This window comes from Pseudomonas sp. CFBP13528, from assembly GCF_005233615.1.
GTDB classification, from domain to species: Bacteria; Pseudomonadota; Gammaproteobacteria; order Pseudomonadales; family Pseudomonadaceae; genus Aquipseudomonas; species Aquipseudomonas fluorescens_AM.
In genome coordinates, this window is record NZ_QGAJ01000003.1 from 474,930 (window position 1) to 489,928 (window position 14,999).

Genomic DNA, 14,999 nt, shown 5'->3' on the forward strand with positions numbered 1-14,999 from the left:
TGGAGGGATTTCCAGTGTCTGCCGTTCTCTCGTTGTTACAAAGCCGTCTGCTGCGGCCGGTGTTCGTTACCCTAGGTATCGCTCTTTTGGTGCAAGTGCTGGTGGCCGTCGCGCTGACGCGGAGCACGGTCACGGCCCTGGAGGCCGATTTGGGTCACCGCCTGGGCATCGACAGTCAGAAGCTGTCCGGCGAATTGGCCCAGGCCGGCAAGGAAGTCACCTCCAGCCTGGATAGCCTTTCCACCAGCACCCGCCAGCGTCTGACCGCAGGGCTTTCCACGCGTCTTCAGCAAGAGCAGAAGCAATTGCGTGCGACCCTGGAAAAAGACCTGCAGGACTCCGCCAATGACATGGCGCAGTTGCTGGCTTCGGTGGCGCCGCGTGCCATGTGGGACAGCGACGTGCCGACATTATCGGAGTTTGCCCGGCGTGCGCAGCGTAATCCTAACGTGTTGTTCGTGGTGTATGACGACGCGGCCGGCGAGCATTTGACCCGCTACCTGAACCGTGAAAATCCGATCAACCAGGCCTTGTTGGCCAAAGGCGCGGGGGACCGTGCCCTGGATAAAGTACTGGACGCGGCCAAGGCTGATCCTTCGGTGTATTACGTCGAAGCCTCGATCAGCCCCAACGGCGTTGAGATCGGCAAAGTCCGCATGGGGGTGTCGACCGCATCGGTCGAGGCCGATCTGCAAGCACTGGACACCCGTTTCGCCGCGCTGATTGCCAGCGGTGATCAACTGGTTGGCGACAGCCTCAAAGGCGCCGCGGCCGATAGCGCTGCCGCCATGGGCGCGCGCCTGCAATCGGCGCAAGTCACGGCCACGCAGATGGCCGCCAATACCACCAGTGCGGTGCAAGAGGCTGCCGGCACCTTGCGCTGGCGTATCGGCATGGGCCTGGCGCTGGTCGGTCTTGGCGTATTGCTGCTGATCGCCATTGTGCTCGGCCGCCGCGTCGTCAACCGCCTGAAGCTGTTGATCGCCGCCATGGATGACCTGGCGGCAGGCGAGGGCGACCTCACCAAGCGTGTTCAGATCAGCAGCAAGGATGAAATTGGTGACATGGCTTCGGCGGTCAATCGCTTTGTGGATAAGTTACAGCCCATCGTGCGCGAGGCGGGCGATGTGGCCCAGCGCACCGGCATGGAGATCGGCGCGATGACCTTGCGCAATGCCGGCGCCGATGCAGCGGCTGGCCTGCAGCGCGACGAGGTTGCAGAAAGCCTGCGCGCACTGTCGCAAATGGCCGACGAGGCCCAGGCCGAAAGCCATGCCATGCAGGCGGCCTTGCAGCAGGTGGTGGAGATTCGCCAGGCCACGGATGAGAACTCGCGCACGTCGGCTGAGGTCGGCAGCTTGATCGAGGCGTTGGCCGGGCAGGTGCAGGCCGGGTCCCAGGTGATCGAGCGGTTGGCGCAGCAAAGCGAGCAGATCGAGGTAGTGCTGACGGTGATTCATGGCATCGCCGAGCAAACCAACCTGTTGGCCCTCAACGCGGCTATTGAAGCGGCACGGGCCGGCGAGACCGGGCGCGGCTTTGCGGTGGTGGCGGACGAAGTGCGTGCGCTGGCCAGCAAGACCCAAAGCTCCACCGGCGATATCCAGGCGCATATCGTGGCGTTGCAGCAGGGCGCGCGTGAGGCCGTGGAAACCATCGGCAAGGCGGGGCGCCAGGCCAATGAAGGCTTGCTGGTGCTGCGCGACAGCGTGCGCTTGCAGCAGACGGTGCAGGCGTCGGTGGAGCAGGTGCATGCGGCAATCGGTCTGGCGACACGCGCGGCCGAGCATCAGGCCCAGGGTGCGCATGCGGTGCGTGGCCGGGTCGAGGTGATTCATGCCCAGGCTGAGCGGGCCGCGCAAGCGGTGGTGGAGACTACTGCCAGTGGCAAGGTGCTGGATGGGTTGGCGGCGCAGTTGAAGGCGAGTCTGGGGCAGTTTCGGGCTTAGTGTTGTCTGTGCCGGCCTCATCGGGGGCAAGCCCCCTCCCTCATTTGAATGTGTTCACAACTCAAGTGTGGGAGGGGGCTTGCCCCCGATAGCCATTTCAGCGACTCAGATACATCCGCGTCGTAAGCAGATACACCGGCAACCCCGACACCAGAATCAACAACGCCGCATACGGCGCCGCTGCCGCAAACTCCACATTCGAGGTATGCGCCCACACGGCAGTCGCCAAAGTGTTCAACCCCGTGGGGCTCAACAACAAGGTGGCCGTCAGCTCCTTCATCGCATCCAGAAACACCAGCGCAAACGCGGCACCCAATGCCGGGAAAATGATCGGCAGCGTCACCCGGCAGAACGCACTGAACGACGATGCGCCGAGCGTGCGCGCTGCCTCCTCCAACTGTGGCGCGGCCTTGTTCAGAGCCGTGCGAATCGGCGCCTGGGCCAGGGGCAAGAACAACAGCGCATAGGCGATCAGCAACAGTGCCGACGTCTGATACAGCGCCGGCACGTAATGCAGTGCGAAATACACCAGGGTCAATGCAATCACCAGGCCGGGCAGGGCGTGCAGCAGGTACGGCAGGCGTTCAGCCCAGATCGCCAGTTGGCCTTTGTAGCGCACCACCAGCAGGCCCACCGGCACCGCCAGTGCCAGGCACAACGCTGCGCCACCCAGGGAAAGCGCCAGGGACGATAACAGCGCCTCACTGATTGCAGCGACCGGAAACGCCGCCGATGAACCCACGGCCAGCCAATAGCCAAGCATTCCCAGCGGAATGCCGCTGCCAATGATCGCCAGCGCCAGGCAATAGAGCTGGCCAAAAAACGCCCACTTGCCCAGTTTCACCTGCTCGGCATGTCGCGCCGCGCCCTGGCCGATCCGCACATGGCGGCCTTTGCCGCGCACGCGCAGCTCCAGCCACAACAAACTCAGGCACATCACCAGCAGCACCGCCGAGAGCATTGCGGCGTTGGCGTTGCTGAACTCCAGTTCGAACTGTTGGTAGATCGCGGTGGTAAAGGTCTGCAAGCCGATGATCGACAGGGCGCCGAATTCCACCAGCATGTGCAACGCAATCAGCAGCGCTCCCGCGACCAGCGAGGGCCACAGCAGCGGCAGGGTAATGCGCCGGAACACGCCCCAGCGATTCAACCCCAGGGTGCGCGCCGACTCTTCCAGGGCGGGGTCAAGATTGCGCAGCGTGGCGGCCACCGGCAGAAATACCAGCGGATACTTGGACAGGCTCATCACCAGGATCGCGCCGCCGAGGCCTTCGAAGTTGGCGCTCAGCGACACCCAGGTGAAGCTGCTGACAAACGCCGGTACCGCAAACGGCAGGCACAGGATCACGCCCCAGATGCGTCGCCCCGGCAGATTGCTGCGTTCCAGCAACCAGGCCAGGGACAGGCCGACCACGCCGCACACAACCGTCACGCCGACCATCAGCGACAAGGTATTGCGCAGCAGCCCGAAGACATAAGGCCGCCACAGCAGATGCACCGCCTGTGCCCAGCCGGCCTGCCAGGCCTTGAGCCCGACATACACCAGTGGCAGCAGGCTCAGGCCAACCAGCAACAGCACCGGCAACAGCAGCCAGATTGAAGGGCGTTTGCGCCGGGGGCGAAAGCCTGCAGCGCGAAGCGTTGGGGTCATCAGTTCAAGCCAACGTCACGTTCCAGTTCCAGGGCTTCTTCCGCATTGCCCAGGTCGGCAGGGGTGACTTTCGGCGGTTGCAGTTCGTTGAAGGGCTTCAGGCCGCGATTGGATTGCATGCCCTTGCGCAACGGGTATTCCGCCGAGGTGTTGGTGATCACGCGCTGGCCTTCTTCACTGGCCATGAAGGCCAACAGTTGCTGGGCTTCCTTGGGGTGTTTGCTGGATTTCAGCGCGGCCGCCGAAGACACGGTAATCAGGCCGCCGGCATCGCCGTCGGTGAAATAGTGCAGTTGGGAGTCGAGGTTGGTTTTTTCTTTCTTCAGGGCAAACCAGTAATAGTTGTTCACCAAAACAGTGGCCACTTCACCATTTTCAACGGCCTTGAGGGCCACCATATTGTTGCTGTACACCTTGCCGAAGGCGCGCAGGCCGGTCAGCCACTCTTCAGCGGCTTCACGCCCGTGCAGCTTGATGATCGCCACCGCCTGTTCCTGGAAGGCACCACTGGTGGGCACGAAGCCGACCTTGCCTTGCCACTCGGGACCGGCGAAATCCAGCACCGATTTGGGCAGGTCTTTTTCGGCAATCAGCTTGGGGTTGAAGGCGACAACGCGGGTGCGTGCAGTCACGCCCATCCAGTCGCCATTGCTGCCGACGTAGTCCTTGGGCAGCACGTCGAGGGTGCTGGCATCGATTTTCGCCAACAAGCCTTGCTCGCCGAGTTTGTTCAGCGGCGGCGATTCTTCGGTATAGATCACGTCGGCGGGGGAGCGGTCGCCTTCTTCGACGACTTGGCTGGCCAGTTGGTTACTGCTGCCTTTGCGCACGTTGACGTGAATGCCGGTCTTGGCTTCAAAGGCTTTGGCGAGCTCATCGCCGACTTCCTTGTGCTGGCCGTTGTAAAGGGTCAGGGAGATCTTGTCAGCGGAATAGGCGTTGGGTGAGAGCAGAGTCAGGCCGAGCAGGGTAAGAGACAGGCCACGCAGAAGGGATGTCTTGAGTCGGTTATCGCGGATCATCATCCGAAGTGTTCCTCGCTTATGTGCAACAAATCACTACAAGGATAAACGATAAAGCTTCTCAAGTGCGGGCTTGAGGCTGACGGTGGGTAAAGTTTTCCAGCCAAAGTTTCCAAACCCCGGAAACGAAAAAACCCGCTTTCGCGGGTTTGATCTGAATTTGGTGCCCAGGAGAAGACTCGAACTTCCACGACCTTGCGATCACCAGCACCTGAAGCTGGCGTGTCTACCAATTTCACCACCTGGGCATTATCTGACAACGTTGCCGCTGTTGATGGGGCGAACTATACGGCGGGCTTTTTGATCTGTAAACCCCTGATTCGAAAAATATAAATCAATTTTTCCGTTAAAAATCAAAGGTCTGAAACGAAAAAACCCGCTTTCGCGGGTTTGATCTGAATTTGGTGCCCAGGAGAAGACTCGAACTTCCACGACCTTGCGATCACCAGCACCTGAAGCTGGCGTGTCTACCAATTTCACCACCTGGGCATTATCTGACAACGTTGCCGTCGTCGATGGCGCGCACTATACGGAGCGATATTTACGCTGTAAACCCCTGCCATGAAAAAAGCCTGGAAAATTTCGCCAATGGTCGTGCAAGGTGCGCGCCGGGGGCTGCAAAGGCCTTTTAAAAGGCTTGATGACGTCTGAAATTTCCCGTTTCAATACGCGTATGCCAAACTAACCCGCATATAGACAAGGTGAAAACTCTCTAATGGCCGATTGGCAGTCCCTCGATCCCGAGGCCGCTCGTGAAGCGGAAAAATATGAAAACCCTATTCCTAGCCGCGAACTGATCCTGGCGCACCTCGCCGATCGTGGTTCGCCTGCTAGCCGCGAGCAGCTGGTTGAAGAATTCGGTCTGACCACCGAAGACCAGCTCGAAGCCCTGCGCCGCCGTTTGCGTGCGATGGAGCGCGATGCTCAGTTGATCTACACCCGCCGTGGCACTTACGCGCCGGTCGACAAGCTCGACCTGATCCTGGGCCGCATCGCCGGCCATCGGGACGGCTTCGGCTTCCTGATTCCGGATGACGGCAGTGACGACCTGTTCATGAGCCCGGCGCAGATGCGCCTGGTGTTCGACGGCGACCGTGCCCTGGCGCGTGTTTCCGGCCTGGACCGTCGTGGTCGTCGTGAAGGCGTGATCGTCGAAGTGGTGTCCCGTGCCCACGAGTCCATCGTCGGTCGTTACTTCGAAGAAGGCGGCATCGGCTTTGTGGTGCCGGATAACCCGAAGGTCCAGCAGGAAGTGCTGATCACCCCGGGCCGCAATGGCGCCGCCAAGGTCGGCCAATTTGTCGAGGTGAAAATCACCCACTGGCCAACTGCGCGCTTCCAGCCCCAGGGCGATATCGTTGAAGTGGTCGGCAACTACATGGCGCCGGGCATGGAAATCGACGTGGCGCTGCGCACCTACGATATTCCTCACGTCTGGCCTGATGCCGTGCTCAAGGAAGCCGCCAAGCTCAAGCCGGAAGTCGAAGATAAAGACAAAGAAAAACGCATCGACCTGCGCCATCTGCCGTTCGTCACCATCGACGGCGAAGATGCCCGCGACTTCGATGACGCGGTCTACTGTGAAGCCAAGCCGGGCAAGCTGCGCCTGTTTTCCGGCGGCTGGAAGTTGTATGTCGCGATTGCCGACGTGTCCAGCTACGTGAAGATCGGTTCGGCCCTGGATAACGAAGCCCAGGTGCGCGGCAATTCCGTGTACTTCCCTGAGCGCGTGATTCCGATGCTGCCGGAGCAGCTGTCCAACGGCCTGTGCTCGCTGAACCCGAAAGTCGACCGTTTGGCCATGGTGTGCGAGATGACCATCTCCAAAACCGGCGAAATGACCGACTACCAGTTCTACGAAGCGGTGATCCACTCCCAGGCGCGCCTGACCTACAACAAGGTCAGCACCATCCTGGAAACGCCGAAGACCGGCGAAGCCAAGGCCCTGCGCAGCGAATACGCCGACGTGGTGCCGCACCTCAAGCAGCTGTATTCGCTGTACAAGGTGTTGCTGGGCGCCCGTCACACCCGTGGCGCGATCGATTTTGAAACCCAGGAAACCCGGATTGTCTTCGGTTCCGAGCGCAAGATCGCCGCCATCACCCCGACCACCCGTAACGACGCGCACAAGCTGATCGAGGAATGCATGCTGGCGGCCAACGTGGCCACCGCGGAATTCCTGAAGAAGCACGAGATTCCTGCGTTGTACCGCGTCCACGACGGTCCGCCGCCGGAGCGCCTGGAAAAACTGCGTGCGTTCCTCGGTGAACTCGGCCTGTCCCTGCACAAAGGCAAGGACGGCCCGACGCCCAAGGATTACCAGGCCCTGCTGGCCAGCATCAAGGACCGTCCGGATTACCACGTGATCCAGACCGTGATGCTGCGTTCGTTGAGCCAGGCGGTGTACAGCGCCGATAACCAGGGTCACTTCGGCCTGAATTACGAGGCGTACACCCACTTCACCTCGCCGATCCGCCGTTACCCGGACTTGCTCACGCACCGTGCGATCCGCAGCGTGATCCATTCCAAGCAGAACACCCCGCACGTCAAGCGCGCCGGTGCCATGACCATTCCGAAGGCACGGATCTATCCGTACGACGAAGCGGCGCTTGAGCAGTTGGGCGAGCAGTGCTCCATGAGCGAGCGCCGCGCCGACGAAGCTACCCGTGACGTGGTGAACTGGCTCAAGTGCGAGTTCATGAAAGATCGCGTGGGCGAGTCGTTCCCGGGTGTGATCACCGCCGTGACCGGTTTCGGCCTGTTCGTCGAGCTGACCGACATCTACGTCGAGGGTCTGGTGCACGTCACCGCCTTGCCGGGTGACTACTACCATTTCGATCCAGTGCACCACCGCCTGGCGGGCGAGCGCACCGGTCGCAGCTTCCGCTTGGGCGATACTGTGGAAGTGCAGGTCATGCGTGTCGATCTGGACGAGCGCAAGATCGACTTCGGCATGCCTGACAAACCTGCAGAGCCGGCTGGCCGCAAAAAGCGTGGCAGCGAAACCGCAGCGCCGGCTTCCAAAGGCAAGGCTTCCAGCGTGAAGACAGCTGCCGAGCCTGCACCTGCCAAGACCGGTCGTCGTTCTTCGGCCAAGGACAAGGCCCCTGAAGCCTACCGTCCAAGCGATGCCGCGGCGAAAAACGCCGAGCTGCGCAAGAGCCGCGAGTTGAAGCAGCAGTTGCTCAACGAAGCCAAAAGCGGTGGTAAAGCGGCGTCTGGGGGAAAGTCCCAGGGGGCGGAAAAACCGTCGAGCAAACCGAGTAAACACCGTAAAGGCCCGCCTAAAGCGGGTTCGGCCCCCGCGAAAAGCGGCGGGTCGCGCAAACCTAAGGCCAAGTCATGAGTCTGGAAAAAATCTACGGCGTGCACGCCGTAGAAGCACTGCTGCGTCACCACCCCAAGCGCGTCAAGCAGGTGTGGCTGGCGGAAGGTCGCAGCGAGCCACGCGTGCAAGCGCTGGTCGAGCTGGCCACCCAGAACAAGGTTGCCATCGGCCAGGCCGAGCGCCGTGAAATGGACGTGTGGGTAGAAGGCGTTCACCAGGGCGTGGTGGCCGACGTCAGCCCGAGCCAGGTGTGGGGCGAAGCCATGCTCGACGAGCTGCTCGACCGTACCGAAGGCGCACCGTTGCTGCTGGTGCTGGACGGCGTGACTGACCCGCACAACCTCGGCGCCTGCCTGCGTTCGGCGGATGCGGCCGGCGCGCTGGCAGTGATCGTGCCTAAAGACAAGTCGGCCACCCTCACGCCGGTCGTGCGTAAAGTGGCCTGCGGCGCGGCGGAAGTGATTCCGCTGGTGGCCGTGACCAACCTGGCGCGCACCCTGGAGAAGCTTCAGCAGCGCGGCTTGTGGATTGTCGGCACGGCAGGCGAGGCCGAAGTCAGCATCTACGACCAGGACCTCACCGGCCCGACCATCCTGATCATGGGCGCCGAAGGCAAGGGCATGCGTCGCCTGACCCGCGAGCATTGCGATTACCTGGTGCACTTGCCGATGGCCGGCAGCGTCAGCAGCTTGAACGTGTCGGTGGCGACGGGCGTGTGCCTGTTCGAAGCCCGGCGTCAGCGCGGTGCCAAAAAGGCAGTCGCTTCGCGCAAGTCGTAAGCCTCAAGCTGCAAGTTAAAAGCTAGGTGGTCGACCACTTGTAGCTTGTAGCTTGCAGCTTCCCCCCTGCTCCTCTACTATTGCGCCCCTTGCCCACCTGGCAGGCACGCATGTGCCTCCCCTGCGGCAAGATCCATAAGTGTCATTCACTCCTTGTCTGACCGTTTTTGAGCGGCAGGCTACAACCCGTAAGGAGCATTCATGCGTCATTACGAAATCATCTTTTTGGTCCACCCGGATCAAAGCGAGCAAGTCGGCGGCATGGTTGAGCGTTACACCAAGCTGATCGAAGAAGACGGCGGCAAAATCCACCGTCTGGAAGATTGGGGCCGTCGTCAACTGGCCTATGCAATCAACAATGTTCACAAGGCTCACTACGTGATGCTGAACGTTGAATGCACCGGCAAGGCCCTGGCCGAGCTGGAAGACAACTTCCGCTACAACGATGCAGTGATCCGTAACCTGGTCATCCGTCGCGAAGAAGCCGTTACCGGCCAATCCGAGATGCTCAAGGCTGAAGAAAACCGCAGTGAGCGCCGTGAGCGTCGCGACCGTCCTGAGCACGAAGGCGCTGATAGCGCTGACAGTGATGACAGCGACAACAGCGATAACGCTGACGAGTAATCCACGGACCTTTTAAGGAGCCTATCAAATGGCACGTTTCTTCCGTCGTCGTAAATTCTGCCGCTTCACCGCTGAAGACGTGAAAGAGATCGATTACAAAGATCTCAACACTCTGAAAGCCTACGTATCCGAGACCGGCAAAATCGTTCCAAGCCGTATCACCGGTACCAAAGCACGTTATCAGCGTCAGCTGGCCACCGCTATCAAGCGCGCCCGCTTCCTGGCCCTGCTGGCCTACACCGACAGCCACGGCCGCTGAGACCGGGCAGTCGACAAGTAGTAAGGGATTGAATGCATGCGCGCCTTAGCTGAGTTCATCATGCGCGGTCGTGTGCAGGCCACTCTGGTAGTGGCTGGCTGTGCGGCATTGCCGTTGCTTTATTGGTTGGGTGCTGCCGCAGGTTGCCTTGTGCTCCTGCGGCGCGGTTTGAAGGACGCCCTGGGCGTTCTTGCCCTGGGTTTGTTGCCGGCCTTGATCTGGTGGCTGCAAATGGGTGATCCACGGGTACTTCTGGTACTGCTGGGGTCATCGAGCCTTGCGTTGGTTTTACGCGCAAGTGAGTCCTGGGTCCGTACGCTGCTGGTCAGCGTGGCAGTGGGGTTGGTGTACTCAGTGATGCTTGGCGCGGCTTTCCGCCCGCAAATCGAGGCGCTGGCGCAGGAGATCGTCAAGATCCTGCCGCTGGCCCTCGGGGATCTCTACCAGCAATTGTCGGTAGATGAGCGAGCGCGGTTTGCGTCACTGATTGCCCCGGTCCTGACCGGCCTGATTGCGGCTTTGTTGCAGGTTGTCAGCGTGCTGAGCCTGATTCTTGGGCGTTATTGGCAGGCGTTGTTGTATAACCCGGGTGGTTTTGGTCGCGAGTTTCGCAGTATCAGGATTCCCGCGGGACCGGCGATGTTGCTGCTGGCGTGCATGGTTGTCGGACCGAACTTCGGTCCACAGATGGCCTTGCTGGCGCCGATTTGCAGCGTACCGCTGGTGTTTGCCGGGCTGGCCCTGATTCACGGGCTGGTTGCGCGAAAGCGCCTGGCCAGGTTCTGGCTGGTGGGGTTGTACGTGACGCTGTTGCTGTTCATGCAGCTGATCTATCCGTTACTCGTGGTCTTGGCCATTGTCGACGGCCTGATTGATTTTCGCGGACGTCTGGCGTCGAAAGACGCCGATAGCGCGAACGGTGAAGGTTAAAAGTTAGAGGATTTTCACATGCAACTGATCCTTCTGGAAAAAGTCGCCAACCTGGGCAACCTGGGCGACAAAGTGAACGTTAAGGCCGGCTACGGTCGTAACTACCTGCTGCCATACGGCAAAGCCACCGCTGCAACCGCTGCCAACCTGGCTGCGTTTGAAGAGCGTCGTGCTGAGCTGGAAAAAGCCGCAGCAGACAAAAAAGCTTCGGCCGAAACTCGCGCTGCCCAACTGGCTGAGCTGGAAGTGACTATCACTGCCACCGCCGGTGACGAAGGCAAGCTGTTCGGTTCGATCGGCACCCACGACATCGCTGATGCACTGACCGCCTCCGGCGTTGAAGTGCAGAAGAGCGAAGTTCGTCTGCCGAACGGCACCATCCGCAACGTAGGCGAATTCGACGTAGCCGTGCACCTGCACGCCGAAGTTGAAGCCACCGTACGCGTTGTCGTGGTAGCAGCTTAAGTCGCACCTAACTGACTGGCACCTCGTGTGCCAGCCGGTTAACATCGGGCACGATCCTGTTTACAGGTCGTGCCTTTTGTTTTTCTACACACCCTTAAATTCCAAGTGGCCATGAACGAAATCTCCGCTCCTGAGCAATATGACCTGCAAACCGCTGCCCTGAAGGTGCCGCCGCATTCCATCGAGGCCGAACAGGCTGTGCTCGGTGGTTTGATGCTGGACAACAACGCCTGGGAACGCGTGCTGGATCAAGTCTCGGACGGTGACTTCTATCGCCATGACCACCGCCTGATCTTCCGCGCCATCGCCAAGCTGGCCGACCAGAACTCACCGATCGACGTGGTGACCCTGGCTGAGCAGTTGGACAAGGAGGGCCAGACCTCCCAAGTGGGCGGCCTCGGTTACCTCGGTGAGCTGGCGAAAAACACGCCGTCTGTCGCCAACATCAAGGCGTATGCGCAGATCGTCCGCGAGCGCGCCACCCTGCGCCAGTTGATCGGCATCAGCACCGAGATCGCCGACAGCGCCTTCAACCCCGAAGGTCGCACCGCCGCCGAGATCCTCGACGAAGCCGAGCGCCAGATCTTCCAGATCGCCGAAGCACGGCCCAAGACCGGCGGCCCCGTCAGCGTCAACGACCTGCTGACCAAGGCCATCGACCGCATCGACACCTTGTTCAATACCGATGCCGCGATCACCGGTATTTCCACCGGCTATACCGACCTCGATGAGAAGACCAGCGGCTTGCAGCCGTCCGACCTGATCATCGTCGCCGGCCGTCCTTCGATGGGTAAGACCACCTTCGCCATGAACCTGGTGGAGAACGCCGTACTGCGCAGCGACAAGGCGGTGCTGGTGTACTCCCTCGAGATGCCAGGTGAATCGCTGATCATGCGTATGCTCTCGTCCCTGGGTCGTATCGACCAGACCAAGGTGCGTTCCGGCCAATTGGAGGACGACGACTGGCCACGCCTGACCTCGGCGGTCAACCTGCTTAACGACCGCAAGCTGTTCATCGATGACACCGCCGGTATCAGCCCTTCAGAGATGCGTGCGCGTACCCGCCGCCTGGTGCGTGAACACGGCGACATCGCCCTGATCATGATCGACTACCTGCAGTTGATGCAGATCCCGGGTTCCAGCGGCGACAACCGCACCAACGAGATTTCCGAAATCTCCCGCTCCCTGAAAGCCCTGGCCAAGGAATTCAACTGCCCGGTGGTGGCGCTGTCCCAGCTCAACCGTTCCCTGGAACAACGCCCCAACAAGCGCCCGGTGAACTCCGACTTGCGTGAATCCGGAGCGATCGAGCAGGACGCCGACGTGATCATGTTCGTGTACCGCGACGAGGTGTATCACCCCGAAACGGAACACAAAGGCATTGCCGAGATCATCATCGGCAAGCAGCGGAACGGGCCTATCGGCTTTATCCGCCTGGCGTTCATCGGCAAGTACACGCGCTTCGAAAACCTCGCGCCGGGCAGCTACAACTTCGACGACGACGAGTAACCCGTTTGCTCAATTCCGACCATTACCGTCGGAATTGGTCAAAATTTGTGCTATATTCCGCGCCCGCGATTTTTCATCTCAACACCGGTCACCGTCATGCAAACAGCCAAGCCGTTATTTGACTATCCCAAGTACTGGGCCGAATGTTTCGGTCCTGCGCCATTCCTGCCCATGAGCAGGGAGGAGATGGATCAGCTTGGCTGGGATTCCTGCGACATCATCATCGTCACCGGTGATGCCTACGTCGACCATCCGTCGTTCGGCATGGCGATCATCGGCCGGCTGCTGGAGTCCCAGGGCTTTCGCGTCGGGATCATTGCCCAGCCGAACTGGCAGTCCAAAGACGACTTCATGAAGCTCGGCGAGCCGAACCTGTTCTTCGGCGTCGCGGCCGGCAACATGGACTCGATGATCAACCGCTACACCGCCGACAAGAAAATCCGTTCCGACGACGCCTACACCCCTGGCGGCATGGCCGGCAAACGCCCGGACCGCGCCAGCCTGGTGTACAGCCAGCGGTGCAAGGAAGCCTACAAGAACGTGCCGATCGTGCTCGGTGGCATCGAGGCCTCCCTGCGCCGCATCGCCCACTATGACTACTGGCAGGACCGCGTGCGTAACTCGATCCTGATCGACGCCACCGCCGACATCCTGTTGTACGGCAACGCCGAGCGCGCAATTGTCGAAGTTGCCCAGCGCCTGTCGTGGGGCCACAAGATTGAAGACATCACTGACGTGCGCGGCACTGCGTTCATTCGCCGTGACACGCCGGCAGGCTGGTACGAAGTGGACTCCACGCGTATCGACCGTCCGGGCAAGATCGATAAGATCATCAACCCGTACGTGAACACCCAGGACACCCAGGCTTGCGCCATTGAGCAAGAGAAGGGGCCGGTTGATGATCCGGACGAAGCCAAGGTCGTGCAGATCCTGGCCAGCCCGCGCATGACCCGCGACAAAACCGTAATCCGCCTGCCGTCGGTGGAAAAAGTCCGTGGCGACGCAGTGCTCTACGCTCACGCCAACCGCGTGTTGCACCTGGAAACCAACCCAGGCAACGCCCGCGCTCTGGTGCAAAAACATGGTGAAGTGGATGTGTGGTTCAACCCGCCGCCCATTCCCATGACCACCGAAGAAATGGACTACGTGTTTGGCATGCCTTACGCCCGTGTCCCGCATCCGGTGTACGGCAAGGAAAAGATTCCGGCCTACGACATGATCCGCTTCTCGGTGAACATCATGCGTGGTTGCTTTGGCGGCTGCACCTTCTGCTCGATCACCGAGCACGAAGGCCGCATCATCCAGAACCGTTCCGAAGAGTCGATCATTCGCGAAATCGAAGAGATCCGCGACAAGGTGCCGGGCTTCACCGGGGTGATCTCCGACCTCGGCGGGCCGACCGCGAACATGTACCGCATCGCCTGCAAGAGCCCGGAAATCGAGTCCGCGTGCCGCAAGCCGTCGTGCGTGTTCCCTGGCATCTGCCCGAACCTGAACACCGATCACTCGTCGCTGATCCAGCTGTACCGCAGCGCCCGTGCGTTGCCGGGTGTGAAGAAGATTTTGATTGCCTCCGGCTTGCGCTACGACCTCGCCGTCGAGTCGCCGGAGTACGTCAAGGAGCTGGTGACTCACCACGTGGGTGGCTACCTGAAGATCGCCCCGGAGCATACCGAGGAAGGTCCGCTCAACCAGATGATGAAGCCGGGCATTGGCAGCTATGACAAGTTCAAGCGCATGTTCGAGAAGTACACCAAGGAAGCGGGCAAGGAGCAGTACCTGATCCCGTACTTCATCGCCGCCCACCCCGGCACCACCGATGAAGACATGATGAACCTGGCCCTGTGGCTCAAGGGCAACGGTTTCCGCGCCGACCAGGTGCAGGCGTTCTACCCTTCGCCGATGGCCACCGCCACCGCGATGTACCACTCGGGCAAGAACCCGCTGCGCAAGGTCACCTACAAGAGCGACGCGGTGACCATCGTCAAGAGCGAAGAGCAGCGCCGCCTGCACAAGGCGTTCCTGCGCTACCACGACCCCAAGGGCTGGCCAATGCTGCGTGAAGCGCTGACCCGCATGGGCCGTGCCGACCTGATCGGGCCGGGCAAGGACCAGTTGATCCCGCTGCATCAGCCGAGCACCGACAGCTACCAGAGCGCGCGTCGCAAGAACTCGACGCCGGCCGGCAGCCACAAGGTCGCCAGGGAAACCACCACCAAAATCCTCACCCAGCACACCGGCCTGCCACCGCGTGGCAGCGACGGCAGCAACCCGTGGGACAAGCGCGAGCAAGCCAAGGCGGCGGCTCAGGCGCGTAACAAACAGGCGGCGAAGGAACGTACCGATGCGGCCAAGGGCAAAGGCGGCAAGCCTGCGCGCAAGCCGGTGGTGCCGCGTTGATCGCAGCCTGACATGCAAAACGCCAGCCTCGTGCTGGCGTTTTGCTTTCTAGTCGGTGGTGAGCCTGTTTGGTAAGGTGGCAC

General features: G+C 60.9%; 11 protein-coding genes and 2 tRNA genes. 9 read left to right on the forward strand and 4 right to left on the reverse strand.

The window, feature by feature from the left end; all coding sequences use genetic code 11:
- The first annotated feature begins 14 nt into the window (after positions 1-14).
- A complete protein-coding gene (locus tag PspCFBP13528_RS08755; protein ID WP_065951512.1) occupies positions 15-1,949 on the forward strand; it encodes a methyl-accepting chemotaxis protein in 1,935 nt (644 codons plus the stop codon).
- A gap of 97 nt (positions 1,950-2,046) precedes the next feature.
- Here PspCFBP13528_RS08755 and PspCFBP13528_RS08760 read toward each other — a convergent pair whose 3' ends face one another.
- The 4 genes from PspCFBP13528_RS08760 to PspCFBP13528_RS08775 all read right to left on the reverse strand — a co-directional run bounded on the left by PspCFBP13528_RS08760 (position 2,047) and on the right by PspCFBP13528_RS08775 (position 5,111).
- A complete protein-coding gene (locus PspCFBP13528_RS08760; protein WP_065951511.1) occupies positions 2,047-3,600 on the reverse strand; it encodes an iron ABC transporter permease in 1,554 nt (517 codons plus the stop codon).
- Entirely contained in the window at positions 3,600-4,625 is a 1,026-nt protein-coding gene (locus PspCFBP13528_RS08765; protein WP_101218936.1) for an iron ABC transporter substrate-binding protein, read from the reverse strand. The genes PspCFBP13528_RS08760 and PspCFBP13528_RS08765 overlap by 1 nt, the downstream gene beginning before the upstream one ends.
- Before the next feature lie 158 nt (positions 4,626-4,783).
- Positions 4,784-4,870: transfer RNA gene (locus tag PspCFBP13528_RS08770), tRNA-Leu, on the reverse strand.
- Between the two features lie 154 nt (positions 4,871-5,024).
- Positions 5,025-5,111: transfer RNA gene (locus PspCFBP13528_RS08775), tRNA-Leu, on the reverse strand.
- A gap of 226 nt (positions 5,112-5,337) precedes the next feature.
- On the opposite strand from PspCFBP13528_RS08775, the gene rnr reads away from it, so the two are divergent.
- From rnr to PspCFBP13528_RS08815, 8 genes are all read left to right on the forward strand, one after another.
- Positions 5,338-7,968, forward strand: a complete 2,631-nt coding sequence (rnr, locus tag PspCFBP13528_RS08780; RefSeq protein ID WP_101218934.1) for a ribonuclease R — start codon at positions 5,338-5,340, stop codon at positions 7,966-7,968.
- On the forward strand, positions 7,965-8,729 hold the full coding sequence (gene rlmB, locus PspCFBP13528_RS08785) for a 23S rRNA (guanosine(2251)-2'-O)-methyltransferase RlmB (protein WP_065951508.1): 765 nt from the start codon (positions 7,965-7,967) through the stop codon (positions 8,727-8,729). Before rnr ends, rlmB begins: the two co-directional genes overlap by 4 nt.
- Before the next feature lie 201 nt (positions 8,730-8,930).
- Complete coding sequence (gene rpsF / locus PspCFBP13528_RS08790) at positions 8,931-9,353, forward strand: 30S ribosomal protein S6 (RefSeq protein ID WP_003236224.1); 423 nt, start codon at positions 8,931-8,933, stop codon at positions 9,351-9,353.
- A 28-nt stretch (positions 9,354-9,381) separates the two neighbouring features.
- A complete protein-coding gene (rpsR, locus tag PspCFBP13528_RS08795) occupies positions 9,382-9,612 on the forward strand; it encodes a 30S ribosomal protein S18 (RefSeq protein ID WP_002551829.1) in 231 nt (76 codons plus the stop codon).
- Between the two features lie 36 nt (positions 9,613-9,648).
- Positions 9,649-10,542, forward strand: a complete 894-nt coding sequence (locus tag PspCFBP13528_RS08800) for a hypothetical protein (RefSeq protein ID WP_065894510.1) — start codon at positions 9,649-9,651, stop codon at positions 10,540-10,542.
- A gap of 18 nt (positions 10,543-10,560) precedes the next feature.
- Positions 10,561-11,007 carry a 50S ribosomal protein L9 gene (gene rplI / locus PspCFBP13528_RS08805; RefSeq protein WP_003171376.1) on the forward strand — a complete coding sequence of 149 codons (447 nt, stop codon included), beginning with the start codon at positions 10,561-10,563 and terminating at the stop codon, positions 11,005-11,007.
- Between the two features lie 111 nt (positions 11,008-11,118).
- On the forward strand, positions 11,119-12,516 hold the full coding sequence (dnaB, locus tag PspCFBP13528_RS08810; RefSeq protein WP_003188079.1) for a replicative DNA helicase: 1,398 nt from the start codon (positions 11,119-11,121) through the stop codon (positions 12,514-12,516).
- Positions 12,517-12,612: 96 nt separating this feature from the next.
- On the forward strand, positions 12,613-14,916 hold the full coding sequence (locus tag PspCFBP13528_RS08815; protein ID WP_101218932.1) for a YgiQ family radical SAM protein: 2,304 nt from the start codon (positions 12,613-12,615) through the stop codon (positions 14,914-14,916).
- Positions 14,917-14,999 lie beyond the last annotated feature (83 nt).

Coding starts and splice junctions, on each gene's coding strand:
- PspCFBP13528_RS08760 (WP_065951511.1), bottom strand. CDS start 3,600: ATGACCCCAACGCTTCGCGCTGCAGGCTTTCGCCCCCGGCGCAAACGC.
- PspCFBP13528_RS08765 (WP_101218936.1), bottom strand. CDS start 4,625: ATGATGATCCGCGATAACCGACTCAAGACATCCCTTCTGCGTGGCCTG.
- rnr (WP_101218934.1), top strand. CDS start 5,338: ATGGCCGATTGGCAGTCCCTCGATCCCGAGGCCGCTCGTGAAGCGGAA.
- rlmB (WP_065951508.1), top strand. CDS start 7,965: ATGAGTCTGGAAAAAATCTACGGCGTGCACGCCGTAGAAGCACTGCTG.
- rpsF (WP_003236224.1), top strand. CDS start 8,931: ATGCGTCATTACGAAATCATCTTTTTGGTCCACCCGGATCAAAGCGAG.
- rpsR (WP_002551829.1), top strand. CDS start 9,382: ATGGCACGTTTCTTCCGTCGTCGTAAATTCTGCCGCTTCACCGCTGAA.
- PspCFBP13528_RS08800 (WP_065894510.1), top strand. CDS start 9,649: ATGCGCGCCTTAGCTGAGTTCATCATGCGCGGTCGTGTGCAGGCCACT.
- rplI (WP_003171376.1), top strand. CDS start 10,561: ATGCAACTGATCCTTCTGGAAAAAGTCGCCAACCTGGGCAACCTGGGC.
- dnaB (WP_003188079.1), top strand. CDS start 11,119: ATGAACGAAATCTCCGCTCCTGAGCAATATGACCTGCAAACCGCTGCC.
- PspCFBP13528_RS08815 (WP_101218932.1), top strand. CDS start 12,613: ATGCAAACAGCCAAGCCGTTATTTGACTATCCCAAGTACTGGGCCGAA.